The 19,358-nt window shown below is 36.8% G+C and carries 15 protein-coding genes; 1 reads left to right on the top strand and 14 read right to left on the bottom strand.

Going from position 1 to position 19,358, the window contains the following annotated elements; translation table 11 throughout:
* Positions 1 to 375: 375 nt before the first annotated feature.
* From bsdcttw_RS11960 to bsdcttw_RS11925, 8 genes are all read right to left on the bottom strand, one after another.
* Positions 376 to 2,760: a hypothetical protein gene (locus bsdcttw_RS11960; protein WP_185259586.1), complete on the bottom strand. Its 2,385-nt coding sequence runs from the start codon at positions 2,758 to 2,760 to the stop codon at positions 376 to 378.
* Positions 2,741 to 3,631, bottom strand: coding sequence for an ATP-binding cassette domain-containing protein (locus tag bsdcttw_RS11955; protein WP_185259585.1), 891 nt, complete (start codon positions 3,629 to 3,631; stop codon positions 2,741 to 2,743). Before bsdcttw_RS11955 ends, bsdcttw_RS11960 begins: the two co-directional genes overlap by 20 nt.
* Positions 3,632 to 3,650: 19 nt before the next feature.
* Positions 3,651 to 4,865 (bottom strand): hypothetical protein, encoded by a 1,215-nt coding sequence (locus bsdcttw_RS11950; RefSeq protein ID WP_185259584.1) that lies wholly within the window; start codon positions 4,863 to 4,865, stop codon positions 3,651 to 3,653.
* Positions 4,866 to 4,995: 130 nt separating this feature from the next.
* On the bottom strand, positions 4,996 to 5,415 hold the full coding sequence (locus tag bsdcttw_RS11945; RefSeq protein WP_185259583.1) for a hypothetical protein: 420 nt from the start codon (positions 5,413 to 5,415) through the stop codon (positions 4,996 to 4,998).
* An 860-nt stretch (positions 5,416 to 6,275) separates the two neighbouring features.
* Complete coding sequence (hisS, locus tag bsdcttw_RS11940; RefSeq protein ID WP_185259582.1) at positions 6,276 to 7,505, bottom strand: histidine--tRNA ligase; 1,230 nt, start codon at positions 7,503 to 7,505, stop codon at positions 6,276 to 6,278.
* A gap of 193 nt (positions 7,506 to 7,698) precedes the next feature.
* Positions 7,699 to 8,652: a lipase family protein gene (locus tag bsdcttw_RS11935; RefSeq protein WP_207726533.1), complete on the bottom strand. Its 954-nt coding sequence runs from the start codon at positions 8,650 to 8,652 to the stop codon at positions 7,699 to 7,701.
* 55 nt (positions 8,653 to 8,707) lie between these two features.
* Positions 8,708 to 9,562, bottom strand: coding sequence for a hypothetical protein (locus bsdcttw_RS11930; RefSeq protein ID WP_185259580.1), 855 nt, complete (start codon positions 9,560 to 9,562; stop codon positions 8,708 to 8,710).
* A 65-nt stretch (positions 9,563 to 9,627) separates the two neighbouring features.
* Entirely contained in the window at positions 9,628 to 10,482 is an 855-nt protein-coding gene (locus bsdcttw_RS11925; RefSeq protein ID WP_185259579.1) for a pyridoxamine kinase, read from the bottom strand.
* Between the two features lie 207 nt (positions 10,483 to 10,689).
* On the opposite strand from bsdcttw_RS11925, the gene bsdcttw_RS11920 reads away from it, so the two are divergent.
* Positions 10,690 to 12,471 (top strand): methyl-accepting chemotaxis protein, encoded by a 1,782-nt coding sequence (locus tag bsdcttw_RS11920; RefSeq protein ID WP_185259578.1) that lies wholly within the window; start codon positions 10,690 to 10,692, stop codon positions 12,469 to 12,471.
* Between the two features lie 75 nt (positions 12,472 to 12,546).
* Here bsdcttw_RS11920 and bsdcttw_RS11915 read toward each other — a convergent pair whose 3' ends face one another.
* The 6 genes from bsdcttw_RS11915 to bsdcttw_RS11890 all read right to left on the bottom strand — a co-directional run bounded on the left by bsdcttw_RS11915 (position 12,547) and on the right by bsdcttw_RS11890 (position 19,284).
* Positions 12,547 to 13,503 (bottom strand): NAD(P)H-dependent glycerol-3-phosphate dehydrogenase, encoded by a 957-nt coding sequence (locus bsdcttw_RS11915; protein ID WP_185259577.1) that lies wholly within the window; start codon positions 13,501 to 13,503, stop codon positions 12,547 to 12,549.
* A gap of 197 nt (positions 13,504 to 13,700) precedes the next feature.
* The gene (locus bsdcttw_RS11910) at positions 13,701 to 15,626 is read right to left on the bottom strand and encodes a glycoside hydrolase family 3 protein (RefSeq protein WP_185259576.1); all 1,926 of its coding nucleotides are present in this window, start codon (positions 15,624 to 15,626) and stop codon (positions 13,701 to 13,703) included.
* Positions 15,627 to 15,721: 95 nt separating this feature from the next.
* A complete protein-coding gene (locus tag bsdcttw_RS11905; RefSeq protein WP_185259575.1) occupies positions 15,722 to 16,345 on the bottom strand; it encodes a peptidase C39 in 624 nt (207 codons plus the stop codon).
* A 33-nt stretch (positions 16,346 to 16,378) separates the two neighbouring features.
* Positions 16,379 to 17,251 carry an ABC transporter permease gene (locus bsdcttw_RS11900; protein WP_185259574.1) on the bottom strand — a complete coding sequence of 291 codons (873 nt, stop codon included), beginning with the start codon at positions 17,249 to 17,251 and terminating at the stop codon, positions 16,379 to 16,381.
* Positions 17,252 to 17,342: 91 nt separating this feature from the next.
* Entirely contained in the window at positions 17,343 to 18,290 is a 948-nt protein-coding gene (locus tag bsdcttw_RS11895; protein ID WP_185259573.1) for an ABC transporter permease, read from the bottom strand.
* Positions 18,283 to 19,284, bottom strand: coding sequence for an ABC transporter ATP-binding protein (locus tag bsdcttw_RS11890; protein ID WP_185259572.1), 1,002 nt, complete (start codon positions 19,282 to 19,284; stop codon positions 18,283 to 18,285). The genes bsdcttw_RS11895 and bsdcttw_RS11890 overlap by 8 nt, the downstream gene beginning before the upstream one ends.
* Positions 19,285 to 19,358: the final 74 nt, after the last annotated feature.

Here is a 19,358-nt window from a genome sequence, read left to right as displayed (position 1 = left end):
CCTTATACATTAAGTATCCTGCTGTATTCATGCCATTATACAAAGGAGGCGGTTATAAGTCAAAAAAAATGCTCTTAAATATTGTTAAAATTTTATTATACATATTGTATATTTTTACTTCATAATTTTATGCATTTTTTATAATTACCAGTTTCATCTCATAATCTATTGATTATAAAATGTGCCAAAATAAATATTAACAGTATTTAGACATTCTTAACATTGAAAATCCCTCAAAGGTAGGTTTAGTCATTTATCATATCTACTCTTGAGGGATATATCTCAGCATATTTTATATATTTCTTTTAGCCTTATTAATAGCTCCTTCATTTTTATGGATGAAGCTCCTTTGTTTTACTTACCCTTAATGTTTCATCAAATAAAGATTATCTTTTTTCTATAAATTCTAACATTAATGAAAGTAACTCCCAATGTTATTACAACGACTGCGATAAAATACAGGATGTTCTCTTTCATGTTCGAATTATCTGACATAGTCTGAAATAGTTGAAACGAGTTATTGATACTTAAAAAGTTTAATGTTGTAACTCCAATATACCCTAGAAATAAAGGGAATAGGAAAAGTACTGATGAGCACAATATTACTAATGATTGTTTTCTTAATAACAGAGACTGCAATATAACTATCTGGGTTATCATTACAACTGTCAATAATGTTAAGAATATAGCAAAGATAATAAAGCCTATAATGCTAAACTCAATGGTCAGATTTGCGTATTTTTGTATGCTTTGTATCGGCAGTTTTACATCGGAAATTCTATATTTAAGAAACATATTTATATAACTCATAAAAGAAATCAAGATAAATAGGATGGATGAAAATAAAGTTGCCACAATAGTTTTTATATAGAAAAGCTTCTTCTCTCCGCCTACTGTACAGCGTAAAATATTTTCCATCCCACTTTGGGAATCTACTGGAAAAATACAGCTAATGCAGACGATAATTAATACGACGATATAAATGGCATATATATAATCTCGTTTTTCGTTATCAAACAAATAGTCTGAGGATACCTCAGATACAATCCCGGGCTTTGATGAAAGTTTTAGCGACGTAAGATACTCGAATTGCTTTTCAAAACGCGAAAAACCGACGTTTTTCTCAATGTCAAATTGCAGAGAATTGAATTCGTTCTGATATTCTTCTTTTGAACTAGTACCATTTTTGTATTTTTCACTAATTGCAACCATCTTGTCCGGAATACTATTGATATCATTTATTTCTGCCTGGATTAAACTGTTTTTATCTTCTGTCAGTATACCCTCATACTTGTTAATAAAAGTTAGATAACTTGAAGTTTCTCTGTTAACATACAAAGGAGTTTGATCGATAGAACAATACAAAATAAACCCTAATGCTAAAACAACAAGAAATCGCTTATTCGTAAAAAAGGTTTTATAGAATTCATGGTACAATAAACTAACAGAACCAAAGTACCTTTTTCTGCGTTGAAAGAGCCTGTTCACAAGATGAGGCCTTGTAAATCCTTGCCATCTCAAAGTGAATAGCCTTAGATTAATTAATATCAATAAAATAGAAGCTATTATGATTGAAACAACTGTGATGAAAATCCTGTTACACGGATACCCAAACAAGTTGATATTCGTATAAATCCGAAACATACCAAAAGTATCAAGAAAGGAAAAAATATTAATATATTTCAAAAGATTAAATACAGAAGCAGGATGTATCAATAAATAAAATAAATATTCCACACAGAAGAATACAAGAATCAATAAATATATAAATGAAGAAGATTCACTAAGCTGAAAAAACAGCGCAAGAATAAGCGCAACTAAAACCATCACCGCAAGCTTTGTGAAAAAAAAGCATAAAAGATATTCGCCTATCGTAAGGATAACAGGACAATCTCGAAAAGCACTTATGGACTGGATATATCTTGATAACTCTCCAAAACCCAGCATTTGCTTCGCCAGATATAGCTCTGTTCCATACACTACAGTAACCCCAAGAATCGTAAACAATAGCAATACTATAATTTTAGAAAATATAACGGGCAGATGACCTTTAACCGTAGCCTTAAGTATCTTTAAGAGCCCATTCTCACGTTCCACAGTAAAAATATAGTAACATAATATAAACAGAAAGGCTATTAATAAGCCATCAGTATATATGAACTTTGAAATGGTCAAAACACCGGAATCATTACCTATCGACAGCTTAATAGTCTTCATTTTATCAAAATCAGACTGTGTTTTTTCTATATTACGATGTGCAAATGATCCTTTCGTACGAAAAAGTGAAGAGTTTAGCATAGCTTGCGTGCGTTGATCCAAGGAGGAAATAAAGACATCATAAGATTTTATATACTCTAATTGAGAAATCAAATAATATAGTTGTTCATTTTCCATCCCGAGTCTGGACACATCAATCTTATCTTGATCTTTTAGAAGAGCTAACGCTTCAACATCATCCCCATAAAAGGTACTAGCATAATCCAAAAAAGCTTTTTCGGCAAGTTTCTCATCCTGATAGGTCGAGCGGAGATTTTGCAGTGTCATTCGCAAATCATTTATTTCCCGCCGACTACTCGCAGTGTTAAGGGCTTCGTCTACCGGCATGTTTGAATAATAATCTATGTAAGTGTTCTGAATCACATTAACCGAATGGGCTTCTTTTATAAATAAAAAAATAGACAATGTCAGAAAGAAAAGTAAAAGAAACCAAATGACCTTATTAAAAAAATTTTTAATTAATTCACCTGAAAATATTCTCATTGTTATCCTCATTAAATAAGTACAGATAGACGCTTTCTAAATTTGGTACGGCAGCCGTCCACGAAAAATCTTTTGGGCAAGATTCTGACATTACATATACACAAAGAGTACCATCCCTCTGAGGGACTACACTGCTGACTGCAAATTTTTGCCGAATCCCTTCAAGCTCATCTGCAGGGATACTGCTTTGCCATATCTTAGAGGACATGGATTGTAAAATGTTAAGCGGGGAATCCTTTAAGACCAGCTGTCCCTGCTTAAGAAAGATAATCTCTTTTGCAATATTCTCAATATCACTGACTACATGGGTGGCAAAGATTACTATCTTACTTAAAGATATCTCACTGATAAAATTTCGGATGCTTACTCTCTCCATCGGGTCAAGACCAGCTGTTGGTTCATCCAGAATAAGCATCTGCGGGTCATTCAGAAGTGATTGCGCAATGAGTATCCTCTGTCTCATACCACCGGAAAATGTGCCTAATTTTTTATGTGCATCTTTCTGCAAATGGGTTAATTCTAATAAAAAGTCAATTTTATCTGATGCTTGTCTGCGGGTCAGACCTTTTAAGGCAGCCATATACCACAGAAATTGCCTGGCTGTGAAATTATGATATAAATTCTGCTGCTGCGGCATATAACCTAATATGTTCAGGAACTTTTTTCCCAAATCTTCAATGTTTTGACCGTTCCATAAACATTTTCCCGAACTGGCATTGATATTGCCTGAGATAATATTCATTAATGTGGATTTACCGGCACCATTTGGCCCAAGTAACGCATAGACACCTTCTGATAAGTCTGCGCTAAAGTTATTTAGTGCAATGGTATTCTTGTAATTTTTTGATACACTTTCAAATGAAAACATCATTGTGGAGTCTCCCCGGTTCTTATGAAGTACTTTTAATTGTAGGACGCATCTTTCCCTGCTCTATTTTAAATAATAACTTCCATTGCATTTTTCCCGTAGATATCTGACTCTTATCCGTATAATAAATTGTAAAAAAGTTATTATCCAGTTGTTGTAAAAACATATGATCTTTACCACCGGGAATGATGCTCTGTATACTTCCAAAGGAACCCGTCGGAATGCTGTCTACCACTTTGCCGTCAATTGTATATAACGTAAGCCGTTGCTCTTCTGCCGGCTTGCTGAAAGGACTCCATTCCACGTCATGGGCATATAGATACTGTCCATCGGAGTTGACTCCAACCGGAAATCCGGGGTCAAAACTACTTTTTATATTATTTCCATCAATATCAGCGATAAACGCTTCCTGGTTTTCAAGTGACATTTCAGGAAACTTCAGCTTCGTTTTTCTAAAATACATTTTATCATTAATAAAGGAAGGTATACCGGTGGAAACCAGTACCGGATTGTCAAATAGCACTTTTGTTTCTCCGGTTACTGTGTTATATCTCACTGTCCTATCAAGATTTCCTTTCTCAGTAAAATCAAAAGAATCCATATATACGTAATTCCCATAGCACAGTATGTCACTCACATTCCCAAAAACGAATTTATCTTTATAAATTTCCTTACTTCTTCCATTTAGCTTAGCAGCATTAACACACACAGTCGACTGTCCATCAGCGTCCCATACTTGTGCTGCGTAATACACTGTCCCTCTATGTAGAGCAGCTGCGCTGATAATCCCATCAACCTTGAATAAAGATTTCCTCTTGGTTCCGTCAAGCGAGACCTTCAATAATTCACTTTCGCTCGTTGTTGTGGTGCGAGTTACAAAGATATATAGCGATCCCTTATAATAAAATAAGGATTTTGCACCCTGAAAAAATGCATTGCAATAAAGTCTTTTTGTGGAATCAGTTTCTTCATCGTGCAGACAATTTGGTTTATCGCAAACAATAACAGGCGTCATATTCGATTTATCCGCACAATATAGATAGTCACCGCTAAAAAAATAGTAGCCTTTCTCACTTTCAGCCATAGGCTGTGCATCCGCGCTACAATAGTAATAAAATTGGGAATCTTCACCTTTTATATAACGGTTTTCATTTAAAATTTTGGGGGAGCATCCTGATAGCAATACTATCCCTACTATCATTATTAAGAAAATCACTTTTAGAACATTCTTCAACATTTATTCCTCTCAGCTTCCTAAGTGGGGGATTAAATCCCCCACTTAATCTTCCTTTTGATTTGTAAATAAAATTAAATCTTTTAAATGAAAATAATTTTAGAGGCATTTACATTCAATCTCTCCTTTTCAATTAAGGAGTTACATAGCTGCTCCAAGTGGCAGTTTCTCCAATACCAGTTGACGTATTGTATGCAGCATAATAGTGGCTGCCTGTTGCGGAAATTGAGTTGACATATGTATAAGGTGCTGTCGCTGTTACGGATTTCTGGTTAGCAGGACCACTTTCAGTTGCAGTAACTGTCTTTGTTGTATTTGCAACTCCATAGGTAAGCGTTACTGACACACTTACACCATTGATACTACCTTTAGGACCAGCACTAGCAACGGTTGATCCCGTAGCTGAAACAGAAGTAACCGATGCCAAGGTTACTGATCCTGTACCACTTGCAGAAGGTGTACTGGCGTATGTAGTGTTGGTTGCTGCATTTACAGATAATGTACTAGAACCTAATAAGCAAAGAGCTAAAGCCATAGAGATAAACTTTTTCATTATGTTGTTTCCTCCTTTATTTATATGTTTTATAATAATTTCACGGTTTTCTGTAAAACCTCAAATAAACTTCTTGCTGTTTTCATATATACCTACAAGCGTTTTTCTTAGTCCCTGATGGGGCTCAAATAGTTCCATTACAAGTTCACGCTACCCAGTTGTAATTTTCAAGGAACGTATTATATATATGGATACAAAGCCTATGATTTATAAGGAATATAAATCCCGAAACAACTGAAAAGCTAAAATAACTTGTCCATTGGAATCACTCCCTTCTATCAATTCACCTGTATACAAATGTTTTATACATGAATTGATCCCCTCTTGCAAATGAATCAGCTGTTTTAATAATTATAATTCTAGGTAATTTAAATGGAATTTTGAACATTGTCTACAATTAATCCAAATCTAATTAATGCAGAAATATTAATATCCACTTACTTTTTAACAAAATTGAAATTAATTGCCTAAAATTATAAACGATTATATATTCAGCTATCAGTGGTTTTTAATTATTTTTGTTATAATATAAATGTCAATATTAATATTAATACCTTCCAAAATAAATCATAGGAAAAACACATAAAAACGCACTATTATAGTAGTCATATATAATATGATTGTATAATACTATATATGTCATTATCTGTCAATATTTTATTTTACTACCGAGCTCTATAAAGCAAGTTACTGAAATAATTGTTAATATTATTATTTAAAACAGGGATACATACATTCTAACTAAAAATTCAAATCTGATTTTGATTACTCGTAAGTGTAAAATCACTTATTTATAAGAACATAAAAAAATAGCCAGCAAAACCATCTGGTTATGCCAACTACTTTTTGTTTAAAACATATTATAAGAAATTGATTTCCTCTGACTGTCCAAAAATATAAAATCCGTCGCAGCCCTGTTCCTGTAATTTATCAATAAACTTACCGGTTTTCTTTGGTTTCACATACATAGCAACGTTAAATTTACCACGGATTTCTTTTGCATACTCCATGGCCGGGATAAAATCTTTCTCCTCATAGAGAACCGCAATCTGTTTCATCCTATCCGGAATCTGGAATCCTATGTCGGTAAGTATCCCAAAGATTCTCTCAAAACCTATGGAGAAGCCTACTGCAGGAACAGTCTCATTTAAGAATTTACCAATCAGATTGTCGTACCTACCACCGCCTGCTATGGCACCTCTGAATTTGGTGCTTTCAACTTCAAATACGGTTCCGGTATAATAGCCCTGTCCTCGGATAAGGGTAATATCATATTCCACATCAAATTCACTATTTAATGCTTTAACTGAATCCAGTATGAAACGTATCTCCTTAACACTCTCTTCCTCGGGGCATAGTCTTTCTGCCTCTTCTAAGGTGAATGGCTTAGTCGATAACACTTCTGCTAATTTATGAATACTTTCTGACTTAAAACCTTTTGTACTTAACTCATCCTTTACACCATCCAGTCCGACCTTATCCAGTTTATCGATGGATATACAGACACTGTCTAACTCTTCCGGCTGAAAACCTGTGGTCATAAGAATTGCTTTTAAAAGTTTTCTGTTGTTAATCTTAACTTTAAAATCACCAATACCGATATTCTTAAGTGCTTGTGCAGTGGTGGTTATTAATTCCACTTCAGCAGTCAGGGATGAAGTTCCGATAATATCAATATCACATTGATAGAACTCTCTTAAACGGCCTTTTTGTGGGCGTTCTGCACGATATACTCTGTCAATCTGAATGCATTTAAAAGGAGAAAGCAGTTTTTCTTTATTATTGGCATAATATCTGCTAAGAGGAAGTGTCAAGTCATAACGAAGACCCATGTCACAAAGTTCTTTCTCATCTTTTGCTTCCAAGGCTTTTTCCAGCTTATCGCCCCTCTTTAACACTTTAAAGATTAGATTTAAGTTTTCTCCGCCTTCGCTCTTATCCAAATTCTCTATATCTTCGATAACCGGAGTCATTATTCTTTGAAAGCCGCAGGACTGGTATGTTCTAAGTATCTCCTCCATTAAAAAGTCTCTTAATGCTGCTTCCTTGGGTAAATAATCATTGGTACCTTTTACGGTAGAAGTTTTCATTTTTGGTAAATCCTTTCTTACGTTTTTTACTAAAGTTTTCTCTACTTATTCTAATTGAAGGGCTATCCTTCATAAAAATTTCGATGTATCACATGCATTGGGCATACCGCCGATTAACTGCATTTTATACACCGAAAGATACACTTCTATATTCGCAGGCAATTAAAAGCCAAGAGTATTCTTACTGAATACTTTAATGGAACTGAATGGATTTGTCAAGCAGATAGTAGTCCTTATCGTGGCATCCTGCGAATACCTGAAAAGCTCCATAACGCACAATCTGTTCAATGGCACAAAAAGAATTAAGTGTTTCACCTGCTAAATTTTTGCCATCAGGCGGAAACTTTCCAAAATTATCAACACTATTATAAATGCAGATTTCTTCCCCTACTGATTTATATGGTTTTAACTGAAAGCACTGTGCAAATAACTCCTGTACCGGTCCAAGGCGTTTAAGAAGAGTCATTTCCTGCATTGTTAAGGGCAAATGACATACGATATCTAAAAACGCTTCATATCGGTAATTGGTTAATGTCCTATAAGTATCAGCAAACTTCTCATCACCGGCCCTTGGAGCACCAAAAGTATAGAGAGTAATCTTATCCTTGTATTTTCTGTCATGGATTTCTGACAGCATCGCACCCATAATTGTAGCAACTGCGCCGCCTTTACTATGTCCGGTAAGGATTATTTCCGGTGCTTCATATTGATTTGCTAGTTGATTATACAATTCCTCTGCTTTCGGTATCATTTCTCCCTTAAGACTTTCAGCCGCCAGGTAAAAGCCTTCGTGTACATTCCCCTGTCCATAAGAAAAAGGTATTTGCACAGCCAAGAAATTATTCAGCCAATCAAGGATACTTCCTGTTAATGTATCATCACCATCAGTACCCCTTAGAGCAATAATAAGTTTATTCTTAGATATACCCATAAGGCCTGCATGAATATTGTTAATACCGGCAGTAAAGGTATAGACTTCTTTCGTAAAACCTGCCGTGCGATACCAGTTATAAGGTACTCCTCCAATCCATTCATCAATCCTGAACCGACAGGTGGCTGGCAATTTCCCATTCTTAATATGATATGCCAGTTTGGAGGCAGCTAACATAGGCATTACATCTTTGCTATCCTGCATAAAATTAACCATGCCTTTCTATAACCTGCAAGCTTTGAACTGCAGATATTAAATTGATGTGAAAAGATTATACGACCTGATTACTGTTCCTGCATATTCCTGTCAGTGTGATATCAATTCTGGTATCAACTCCATCTAAATTCGAGACTGTGCCTACCAGAACCAGAGACACCTGATTCTTTATCGGTATTAATAAATGCTTCTCTTCCCCGGTGTTCAGATATATGTCATCAATTATGCTCATTTCCTTCATTTCCCCGCCAATTATTAAGGTTAAGGTACACTTAATTATACTTCCTGTATACCTCTTTAGAAGGATTTCACATTCTTCCCAGTAGCAGTCGTTCGTAAGAGAAAGGTTATCAATACTTCCAATGGAGTTAAAATTCCCCATCCAGACTACAGAACTTTTTCTGATTTTCCCTTCTGTCTTTCCTATCATCACATCTTTTATTGGATTACCTTTGACTGCTTGGCTTTTAAAGGGTTCCTCTTTGTTATGTAAAAAATCATGATAATTGGATTCAATCTCCAGTCTGTGTAGTTCGCCTTCCTCTGGTTCTGAAAGGATAAGCCTCATTGTTCCTCCATTCACCCAGCCTAAAGAAATAGTTTCCTTATCATTCAATCCCCTGGCAGATAAATTTTTAAAATATACTTTTATATCTTTATCCAAGCCCGTTTCATATGCCATAAGCATAAAAGAACTCTCAGTTCCTGACAGTTCATAGCATATGGCTGCTGCCAGCCTTTCTTCACAGTAATCTATCGTATCCTCCCATTCTATATAAGCGACAGCTTCAGAGTATTTTCCAATACATTCAGGGAAACAAAATTGTTTCATGCGATACCTGAGGTTACGGGTCATAATCCAGTCATAATCTGTATCATTTATAAGAATAATGTACCCTTCCTGCTTCATACATTCTGCTCACCTTTATTCTTTTCTATAATTTATGAGAGAATGAACCTTTACATAACTTGATTTCAACAATTGTTATTGTTAAGGCACAGATTTCCAAATGCACTTAGACCCTGTTCGAAATTAACACCATATCTGGTGTCTGTTTTATCATTGTAAGTTCTAAGTATTGCATCTGTAGTAAAATCAACTGCCAGTTTCATGGACTGCTCTAATGATTGATTACATAGTAAACCGGAGAGCAATACACTTGAAAATACATCACCGGTGCCATGGTACATACCCGGAATCTTTTCTCTAAAATAATAGTTAACACTTTTGGTAATACAATCATAAGCTGCCGCACCCATTTGACCTTCTTCCAGATAAACTCCGGTCAGCACAATTTTCTTAACTCCTGTGGAAGATAGCCTGCTTAACAAACCTTCTATATATTCTCTAGTATATGGTCCTTCCTTATAATCTTCTCCCAGTAAAAGAGCAGCTTCTGTAATATTAGGTACAATAACATCCGCTTTTGCACATAGCTCAAACATTCCTTTAGGAAAGCTTTCATCAAAAGCCGTATAAAGTTTCCCGTTATCACCCATTACCGGATCGACTAAGATTAAGGTATCTGCTTCACGAAACATATCAAATATTTCTGAAACCATTGTAAGTTGCGCATAGGAACCCAAATAACCGGTATAAATTGCTTCAAACCGCAGGTCAAGAGATTTCCAATGCTTTGCCACCGGTATAATATCTTCGGTTAAATCTCTAAAAGTATAACCTTCAAATCCTCCTGTATGAGTAGATAAAACAGCTGTTGGGATAATACTGGTCGCAATCCCTGCCGCTGAAAGTATTGGCAGTGCAACGGTAAGTGAACACCTTCCAAAACAAGATATATCATGAATTGCTGCTACTCTTTTCTGCATTTTATATTCCTCCGATTGTATATTTTCATTAGGACTATCTTAAAGGAAAACTGGTATGATATCAATCTCCAGTTTTTCTTTTTTTAGCCTATCCAGTTCAAAGAAAAATGTCGATATTTATATTATATTGTAATTTTAAAGAAAAAGAGTTACAATATCTTATCAGTTCTAAAGCTATCTATTTTACTTTACCGGGAGGGTTTACATATGAAACTTAGAAACTTAAAAGTGAAAACACAAATAGCAATACTTTCAGCAGTTTTAGTAATTGCTACCATCTTAATCGGTGCAATATCACTGATTAACCAGCAGCAGACTTTAGAAAACGATCTAAAAGTACAAGAAACAGGTATACGTGCTGACTATGATAACAATATTAAAGAACAGGTACAAAGCGCAATCTCTATGCTAAATCATGTTTATGCTAAATATCAGAAAGGTGAATATACCCTGGATGAAGCAAAAAACATAAGTGCTGATTTGCTTCGAAATATGTCCTATGGAGATAATAATTACTTCTGGGCCGATACCTACGATGGAACGAATGTCGTACTCCTTGGCAGTAAAACAGAAGGTACCAATCGGTTAAACAATGTAGATAAAAAAGGATTTGAATTTATGAAAGCAATTATTCAGACAGGGATAGACGGCGGCGGCTTCACAAATTACTGGTTTCCAAAGCCTAATGAAACAGAACCCCTGCCTAAACGAAGCTATAGCCAGGCATTCGAACCGTTTTCCTGGGTTATCGGTACCGGTAATTACACTGATTATATCGATAAAACTATAAAAGAACTATCTCTTCAACAGGAAAAGAAAGTTAAACAGACGATGTTTAACGATGTTATTATCATAAGTATTACTGTCCTTTTTTCACTTTTTTGCTGCTTCGATATCATTAAGCGAATCAATAAAAACTTTCGTTCAATCAGTATATACTTAGGACAACTTGCAAAAGGTGATTTTCGTGCAAATCTGCCGGATGGTCTTAAGAACAGAAAAGATGATTTTGGCTTATTGGCTATAGATCTGGAATCTATGAAACATTCGGTTAGCGCACTTCTTTTGAATACCAAAAAGGAAGCCGATGATATTATACTTTCCGTGGCTAAAGCAAACGAGAATATGAAAGCTCTGAATAGCAATTTACTTGAAATATCTGCAACCACACAAGAACTGGCCGCCGGTATGGAAGAAACAGCAGCCTCTACCGAAGAACTTAATTCAACCTCTATTGAAATTGAAGCAGCTGCAAGAAATATAGCTGAGAAGTCTCAAGAAGGCAGCATGAAGGTTCTAGAGATTAATAAGCGTGCAGCCAATACAAAAGAAACTGCAAGCAATTCCCAGCAGATGATATCACAGATATCTCATGAAATCAGCAGCAGTTTAGAAGCAGCTGTAGAACGCGCTAAAATTGTTGAGCAGATTGATATCCTATCCCACTCAATCATGAACATTACATCTCAAACCAACCTATTAGCTCTAAACGCTGCCATTGAAGCCGCCAGAGCTGGTGAAGCCGGAAAAGGGTTTTCTGTAGTAGCAGATGAGATCAGGCATTTAGCAGAACAGTCAAAATCTATGGTTGAGCAGATACAGTTGGTAACCTCAAAAGTTACAGAAGCTGTCAATGATCTTTCCGGCAGCGCAAACAGTCTCCTCACCTTTGTATCTGGAGACATCAAGAATAGCATGAACAATTTCCTTTTGATCGCCAATGACTATAATGATGATTCTATCTATATGGACAATATGATAACAGATTTCAGCGCTACCGCAGAGCAGTTATTAGCTTCTATTCATAATGTTTTATTAGCTGTTAACCAGATATCTCTTGCTGCTTCTGAAGGGGCTTCCGGAACGAGTGATATAGCAGCAAAGGTTACTGATGTTAATAATAAATCCTTTGACGTTGTAAATCTTATATCCTCTGCCGACACCAGTGGTTTGACCCTTAAGAAAGAAATCAGTAATTTTAATATCTAGAATCATTACTCCACTTTAGTCATCTTTAATCATTCCGCCTGACAGAATATAATAACAGTCAGGCGGATATTTTATTTAAAATTCATTTTTTAGATCTCTTTCAAACAATTGTTCCAGAATGGTATGAATATCCTTCTTCTGATAAAGGATGTCGTATACCGCTTTGCATATAGGCAGCTCAACCTGATAACGTTCTCCAAGTTCTATCAGTGCTTTTACCGTATAATAACCTTCTGCTAACTCAATATATCTTTCACCCCTGGCTAAACATTCTCCATATTTGCGGTTATGACTAAATTCTGAGAATACGGTTGCCTGGTAATCCCCCAAATGGCATAACCCATATGCGGATAATTCACTTCCCCCCATTGCTTTGATGAGTCTGGCAATCTCTCTCGTTCCTCTTGACATTAAAGCACCCTTTAAGGTGGTCAGCTTCAACCCATCTAACATTCCGGCAGCAATTCCTATTACATTTTTAGCTGCTGCTCCAACCTCATTCCCGGTTAGGTCACAGCCATAATAAAATCGAATCAGCTCACTTGAAAATTCTTTTACAAGCTTTTCTTTTACAGAATCGCTTTCACTGTCAATGACCATACAATTCGGGATATTATTTAAGTATTCCTGTACATGACCCGGACCAAGCCATACAGCCACGTGATTCGAGGCATCCAAGGTTTCCTCTGCAATCTCTGAAAGCCGCTTTCCGCTTCCAATCTCAATACCTTTCATGCATAAAACTATGATCTTATTCTTAAGAGAATATTCTTTTAATTCCTCCATCAAATCCCTTAATCCCTGGGCATTTATTGATATAACAATAACTTGAGCTAGTTTTACTGAATCCAGTTTACTGATCAGACAAACACTGTCCTTCAAGGTCAGAAGGCCATTACTTCTGGTATTATAAAAATCTTGCATATGTTTTGACGAACTCCTGCCATATAATGTTACTGTTTGGCCTATTTTATCTAAATACCAGGCAATAAAAGAGCCCCATCTGCCACAACCTATTACTGTAATATTCATTTTAGTATCCTATACCTTTCTTTTGAATTTTTGAATTTTGGTTAATTTCTATATATAGAACAATAAAAAGAGCCGATTAACCTCTAAACAATTGTTTTGAGAATCGGCTCTGGGGATGCTTTAATAACTATTGTTATAGTAACATAAAACCGTGTAGAAATCAAGTGTTTTTTTGTAAATAATGTTAAATTCTTTTGTTAATATGTCAGTCCATAGCCTAAAGGAAATAATAAACTTGATTTTTTACTTCCAATATCCTTTGTATGCTTATAATAAGGCATTGCAAGCTTCCCGGTAAAAGAAGTTTCTCCTGTTAAGACGGAGGCTACTCCATCCCCCTCTGTACCTGGCAGATAACACATCACAATACTATCCCAATCTTTCATATAATTAGTAATCAATACATTTCTTCCGGCTACAATAAGAGCAACTGTAGGTTTTCCAAGACTCTTAGCATATTCGATGGCATCCTTGTTACCCTCCAACCCTTTCTTTCCGGTTATGGATAAATCGGTAGTATCACCTTCATACTCTGCATAAGGCATTTCACCCACTGCAAGTATAACAGCATCTGCCTGTGATGCTTTATCTTTATCTGTAATAATGGTAAGATCATACTGCTTTGCATATTCTTCTAAACCTTCTAAAATAGTCAAGCCTTCTGCCGCTCTCTTACCATCACTATCCGCAAAGCCTTGCCATGTTGTCATCCAGCCGCCGCATTGTACACCCATATCATCTGCTGCGGGGCCAATGACTAAGATAGTGGAGCCTTTTTTTAAGGGCAGTGTCTTTTTTTCGTTCTTTAAAAGTACAAGGGATTTTTCAACCAATTGTTTTGCAAGACTCTTGTATTCATCACTGCCAAGTTTTTTTACATCATGGTTAAGCTTTTCCATATAAGGATCTTCGAATAATCCCATCTCGAGTTTTACTTTCAGTATTCTCCTTACCGCATCATCAATTCTTGCCATTGCAATCGTGCCTTTATTAACGTTTGCTATGATATCTTTTATAGCTTCATCATAGTTGAAAGGTTCCATAAGCATATCCACTCCGGCGTTAACAGCAAATGCAATATTTGCTTCAAAGGATTCACCTTCCAGATCCTTTACTGCTTCCCAATCAGATACTACAAAGCCTTTAAAGCCTAATTCGTTCTTTAGAACATCTGTCAGAAGGTATTTATTTTCGTGCATTTTAGTCCCTTTATAGGAACTAAAAGATGCCATAACTATTTTTGCCCCGTCTTTTATCAGTTCTTTGTAGGGAGCCAGATGAATCTTACGAAGTTCTTTCTCTGAAACTACCACATCACCACGGTCCAAGATGCCATTTATAATTCCACTTCCGTAACTGGTTCCGCCATCTCCTACATAGTGTTTGGCTGTACCGACTACACCATGGGTTTGCAAACCTTTTAAATAAGCAGAAGATAAAGTTGTTACAATTTTAGGATCAGATGAAAAACTCTCATAGGTCCTTCCCCATCTGGGATCCTGGCCGACTGCAACACATGGTGCAAAATTCCATAAAGTCCCTGTCAGCTTCATTTCCTCTGCAACAGCCGCACCCATCTGATACATAAGATCAGCATCATTTGCCGCTCCTAACCCGACATTATGAGGATAAACGACTGCTCCCTTTAACAGATTCTGTCCATGTACAGCATCAATACCATATAAAAGCGGTATACCAAGTCTTGACTTCATTGCAGCTTCCTGTAGATTATGTATCATATTGTTCCAGTCAGATATAGAGTTGTTTCCAGGATAAGAACCTCCTCCGCTAAGAACAGACCCTAAAGCCAGTTTCGTTACTTCACTTTCCTTTACGGTATTTCTCTCTGCTTGAAGCATCTGACCTGCTTTTTCCTCCAGTGTCATTTGATTCAATAATATTTCTGCTCTCTCATCTATTGATTTTGTTGTGTCCAAATATCCTTTATTTATGGAATCCACTGCCGTAGGCTCTGCTGTCGTACTTGCTGAGGGCCCTTCCTCTGTTATGACATTGGTATCCGGAATTGTCATTTCCTTATTTTGTCCGCTGCTACAGCCTGCTAATAGGCCTATAAGAGCAACACACAAAAATGCTGCCACACTTGTTTTTATCTTCCCCATTCTCTTCTCCTATACTAATAATTTACAACTATTATAGTAAAAAGTGGGTGTCTTTTCAAGTAGGCAGCATAATTAATACAAAAACATTGCTCCTTTTATATAAAATATTCAATTGACTTCTCAGGGGTCTTCCTTAACTTACTGTTATATAAAAGCATTGCTTCTCTGTTTTCAACCTTACCAAAGGCATAAGTTTTCGTACTTTCCTCATTAAAAATATCCATTTTTACTTTACGGTTCATCTTCTTTGGCTGGTCATCGACTTTTATAACATTAATCCCATCTATTGGCTTCTCATAATCATAAGGATCAAATAAACAGATATACTCCTCTTCAATACCTGTTAGCAGAATGTAATGCTGATAGCCGTCCAGCCAGCATCTGATGATTGCTACCCCTTCCTGTTGAAGGCAGCCTGCTATTCCACTATTTTGTTTAATCCATACCTGGTCATCCAGAAGCATCTCTGTATAGATGGGAAAACGCTTCGTTTCTCCAAACTGGTTAAACCATTTTGACAAATACATCATTGCCATGCGGGAAGTACCACTTTTACCGGATTCTCCTTCACTGTTATATTCATCCAAGGTATATAAAGAGATAGCTTTTAAAATATCCGGTACAATTTCTTCCCTTTCAAACAGATACCGCATAGCATTTAAAAGGGTCGTTGGCCCGCAGTCATATTCTGAGGTCTGATAACTTAATCTATTTTTCATATTATTCTCCATGTGATGTGCTTTAGCGTATAATTATTTGCCGGATGGATCAAAGGCATCTCTTAATGCATCTCCTACAAAGTTAATGCTAATAACCAGAAGTATAATTACAATCCCCGGCGGCAGCCACAGCCAAGGCTTTGAGGTAAGTATGGAAAGGGACTGAGCTCCGTTTAACATATTGCCGAGGCTTGCAGTTGGAGGTTGAATTCCCATTCCCAAAAAGCTCAGAGCTGCCTCATCCAGCATGGAGATTGCGATAACTGAGGTTGCATAAACTAATATTGGAGCTATTGTATTGGGAAGTATCTCCGAAAATAGTATATACCGTTTTGGCATTCCTGCTACTATATCTGCCTGGATATAGGGCTTCTCCCTTATCGAGAGTACATTTCCGCGAACAAGCCTTGCTACTCCCGGCCAATCAACAAACCCCAGGATTAAGACAATGGTAGTAAGTCCCGGTTTAAAGATTGCCGCAGCTACAAGTACTAAGAGTATGTAAGGAAAGGACATAACCATATCAGTAAAACGCATTATTATGTTGTCCAGAGCCCCGCCAAAATACCCTGATAAAAGTCCTAACACGACACCGATTACCGTTGAAAGCAAGGTTGCCGTTATACCAACAAAAAGAGAAATTCTCATACCATATAACAATCTGCTAAAAACATCCCTGCCGACCTGGTCTGTTCCAAGAAGAAAGGACTTTGTAGGTGGTGCTCCGAAATCACCTACCACCTTATTAGGATTAAATGGAGCTATAAGGGGTGCAAATACAGCAAAAAGAACGGCAGTAACAATAAATACTAAGCCTATTGCCGCAAGCTTATGCCTGAAAAAACGCTTTAGGACCCTTCCACGAATTGCTTTCTTTCCACTGTTATCAGTTTTCTTTCTCTTCATCCTGTTCCTCTTTCATCCAGAGATTAATATGTGTATATACAAATCTAAAACTATATATGGAATTATGAATGGCTATAAATAAGACTTTCTGCTATTTATACTGAATTGTCGGGTCAGCAAGAGCATAAAGAATATCGGTCAGCAGATTGGCTGCCAGAACAACAAGTGCCGAGATGAGACATACCCCCATAATTACCGGATAATCTCTATTTATTATGGCACTCATAGTCATCAATCCAAGCCCCGGCCAGCTAAATACCTGTTCAATAATAATTGCTCCTCCGAACAATACCGGGATTTCCATACCTAAGACCGTAATAACAGGAAGAAGGGCATTACGCAAACCATGTTTGTTGATTACCTTAAATCTTCCGATTCCCTTAGCCTTTGCTGTTCTTAGATATTCTTTGTCCAAAATTTCTAACATAGAGCTTCTGATATAACGAATATTATTACCTGCCATGGAAGCAGCAAGTACAATTACTGGCATAATCATATGCTTTATTACATCCCAGGCACTGCTCTCACTTCCCAAAGTGGTCATACCGCTGGATGGCAGTACCTTAAGCTTAATGGTAAATACATAAATTAAAATTAATGCCAGAAAAAATCCCGGAACACTGGTTCCAAGAAAGGAAAGGGTTACTACAGTATAATCTCCTGCAGAATATTGCTTTACAGCGCTGTAGATTCCTGCCGGTATTGCAATAATCATACTTACTAATAAAGATGTACCCATCAGTAAAAGAGTTGGTCCTATATAAGTCTTTATCATGCCGGCAACCGGTTGATAATTTTTCATAGATTCTCCCAAATTTCCATGAAGCAATTGCTTCAACCACATAAAGTACTGAATATAAACAGGTTGATTAAGTCCAAGGGCAATCCTTTTAATCTCAACGGCTTCTTGTGATACCCTGGCACCCTGCAACATCTGCAGAGGATTTCCCGCCAGACTCATCAGGAAGAAATCAATTATCGTAATACCCAATAGAACCGGAATAGCAATCAGAAGCCTTTTGATAATATATTTAAGCATCCTTAGCCTCCTCTCCATTCATCAGAACAGGACATGCCACATGATGGCCATTCTGATTCGGAACTGCAAGCAGTGCCGGATCTGTTACTCTGCATTCTTCTCTGGCAAAAGGGCATCTTGGATGAAAATGGCAGCCGGAAGGGACATGATTTAAAGAAGGAATTTCCCCTTTTAAAACCAAACGTTCTCTGTCTCTTACATCCGGATCAGGTACCGGAGCAGCACTCACCAAGGCTTTTGTATAAGGATGAATGGGATTGGTAAACAGTTCTTTTGCATCTGCGATTTCAACAATTCTTCCCAAATACATCACTGCAATCCGATTGCTTACATATTTTACTGCTTCAAGTCCATGACCGATAAAGAGATACGTAAGCTTGAGTTCTTTTTGCAGATCTACTAAGAGATTAAGTACCTGTGCCTGTATGGATACATCCAAAGCACTTACCGGTTCATCACAAATAATCAGTCTGGGATTCAGTGACAATGCCCTAGCAATACCAATTCGCTGCCTCTGTCCTCCCGAGAATTCCAAAGGATATTTGTATCTTGCATTAGCCGGTAATCCGACCATATCTAAAAGCTTGCATATCTTATTCTCAAGTTCTGCCCTTGTGGCCAGTTTATGATATAACATAGGTGCTGATAAAATATCTCCGATGCTTTTTCTTGGATTCAAGGAAGAATACGGGTCCTGAAAGACCATCTGAACCTCTCTGCGAAGTTCTTTCGGCAAGGCAGGTTTATCGGATGTTATATCTATTTCTTTATAAAATACTTTCCCATCTGTAGGCTTCTCGAGAACAGCGAGCTGCTTACCGATAGTGGATTTACCGCAACCGGATTCTCCTACCAGACCGAGAGTTTCTCCTTCATATATTGTAAAATCAACCCCATCCACAGCCTTAAGTGAACCAATCGTATGAGGGATAATTCCTCCTCTGACAGGATAATACTTTTTGAGGCCGGAAACCTTTATTAGGGGTCGTTCCATTAATCCCATCTGCGTCTTCCTTCCGTTTAACTGATATGTTTCTATTGTAGACCATTTATGTTTAGAATTTAATT

Source organism: Anaerocolumna chitinilytica (assembly GCF_014218355.1).
GTDB lineage: Bacteria > Bacillota > Clostridia > Lachnospirales > Lachnospiraceae > Anaerocolumna > Anaerocolumna chitinilytica.
Note: the sequence above shows the minus strand (reverse complement) of the source record. Positions and strands in the feature narration are given on the sequence as shown.

Excerpts from the sequence above, each read along its gene's own strand:
- bsdcttw_RS11915 (WP_185259577.1), bottom strand. The coding sequence starts at position 13,503 with ATGAATATTACAGTAATAGGTTGTGGCAGATGGGGCTCTTTTATTGCC.
- bsdcttw_RS11950 (WP_185259584.1), bottom strand. The coding sequence starts at position 4,865 with ATGTTGAAGAATGTTCTAAAAGTGATTTTCTTAATAATGATAGTAGGG.
- bsdcttw_RS11925 (WP_185259579.1), bottom strand. The coding sequence starts at position 10,482 with ATGCAGAAAAGAGTAGCAGCAATTCATGATATATCTTGTTTTGGAAGG.
- bsdcttw_RS11935 (WP_207726533.1), bottom strand. The coding sequence starts at position 8,652 with ATGGTTAATTTTATGCAGGATAGCAAAGATGTAATGCCTATGTTAGCT.
- bsdcttw_RS11895 (WP_185259573.1), bottom strand. The coding sequence starts at position 18,290 with ATGCTTAAATATATTATCAAAAGGCTTCTGATTGCTATTCCGGTTCTA.
- bsdcttw_RS11930 (WP_185259580.1), bottom strand. The coding sequence starts at position 9,562 with ATGAAGCAGGAAGGGTACATTATTCTTATAAATGATACAGATTATGAC.
- bsdcttw_RS11890 (WP_185259572.1), bottom strand. The coding sequence starts at position 19,284 with ATGGAACGACCCCTAATAAAGGTTTCCGGCCTCAAAAAGTATTATCCT.
- bsdcttw_RS11960 (WP_185259586.1), bottom strand. The coding sequence starts at position 2,760 with ATGAGAATATTTTCAGGTGAATTAATTAAAAATTTTTTTAATAAGGTC.
- bsdcttw_RS11910 (WP_185259576.1), bottom strand. The coding sequence starts at position 15,626 with ATGGGGAAGATAAAAACAAGTGTGGCAGCATTTTTGTGTGTTGCTCTT.
- bsdcttw_RS11905 (WP_185259575.1), bottom strand. The coding sequence starts at position 16,345 with ATGAAAAATAGATTAAGTTATCAGACCTCAGAATATGACTGCGGGCCA.
- bsdcttw_RS11920 (WP_185259578.1), top strand. The coding sequence starts at position 10,690 with ATGAAACTTAGAAACTTAAAAGTGAAAACACAAATAGCAATACTTTCA.
- bsdcttw_RS11900 (WP_185259574.1), bottom strand. The coding sequence starts at position 17,251 with ATGAAGAGAAAGAAAACTGATAACAGTGGAAAGAAAGCAATTCGTGGA.
- hisS (WP_185259582.1), bottom strand. The coding sequence starts at position 7,505 with ATGAAAACTTCTACCGTAAAAGGTACCAATGATTATTTACCCAAGGAA.
- bsdcttw_RS11945 (WP_185259583.1), bottom strand. The coding sequence starts at position 5,415 with ATGAAAAAGTTTATCTCTATGGCTTTAGCTCTTTGCTTATTAGGTTCT.
- bsdcttw_RS11955 (WP_185259585.1), bottom strand. The coding sequence starts at position 3,631 with ATGATGTTTTCATTTGAAAGTGTATCAAAAAATTACAAGAATACCATT.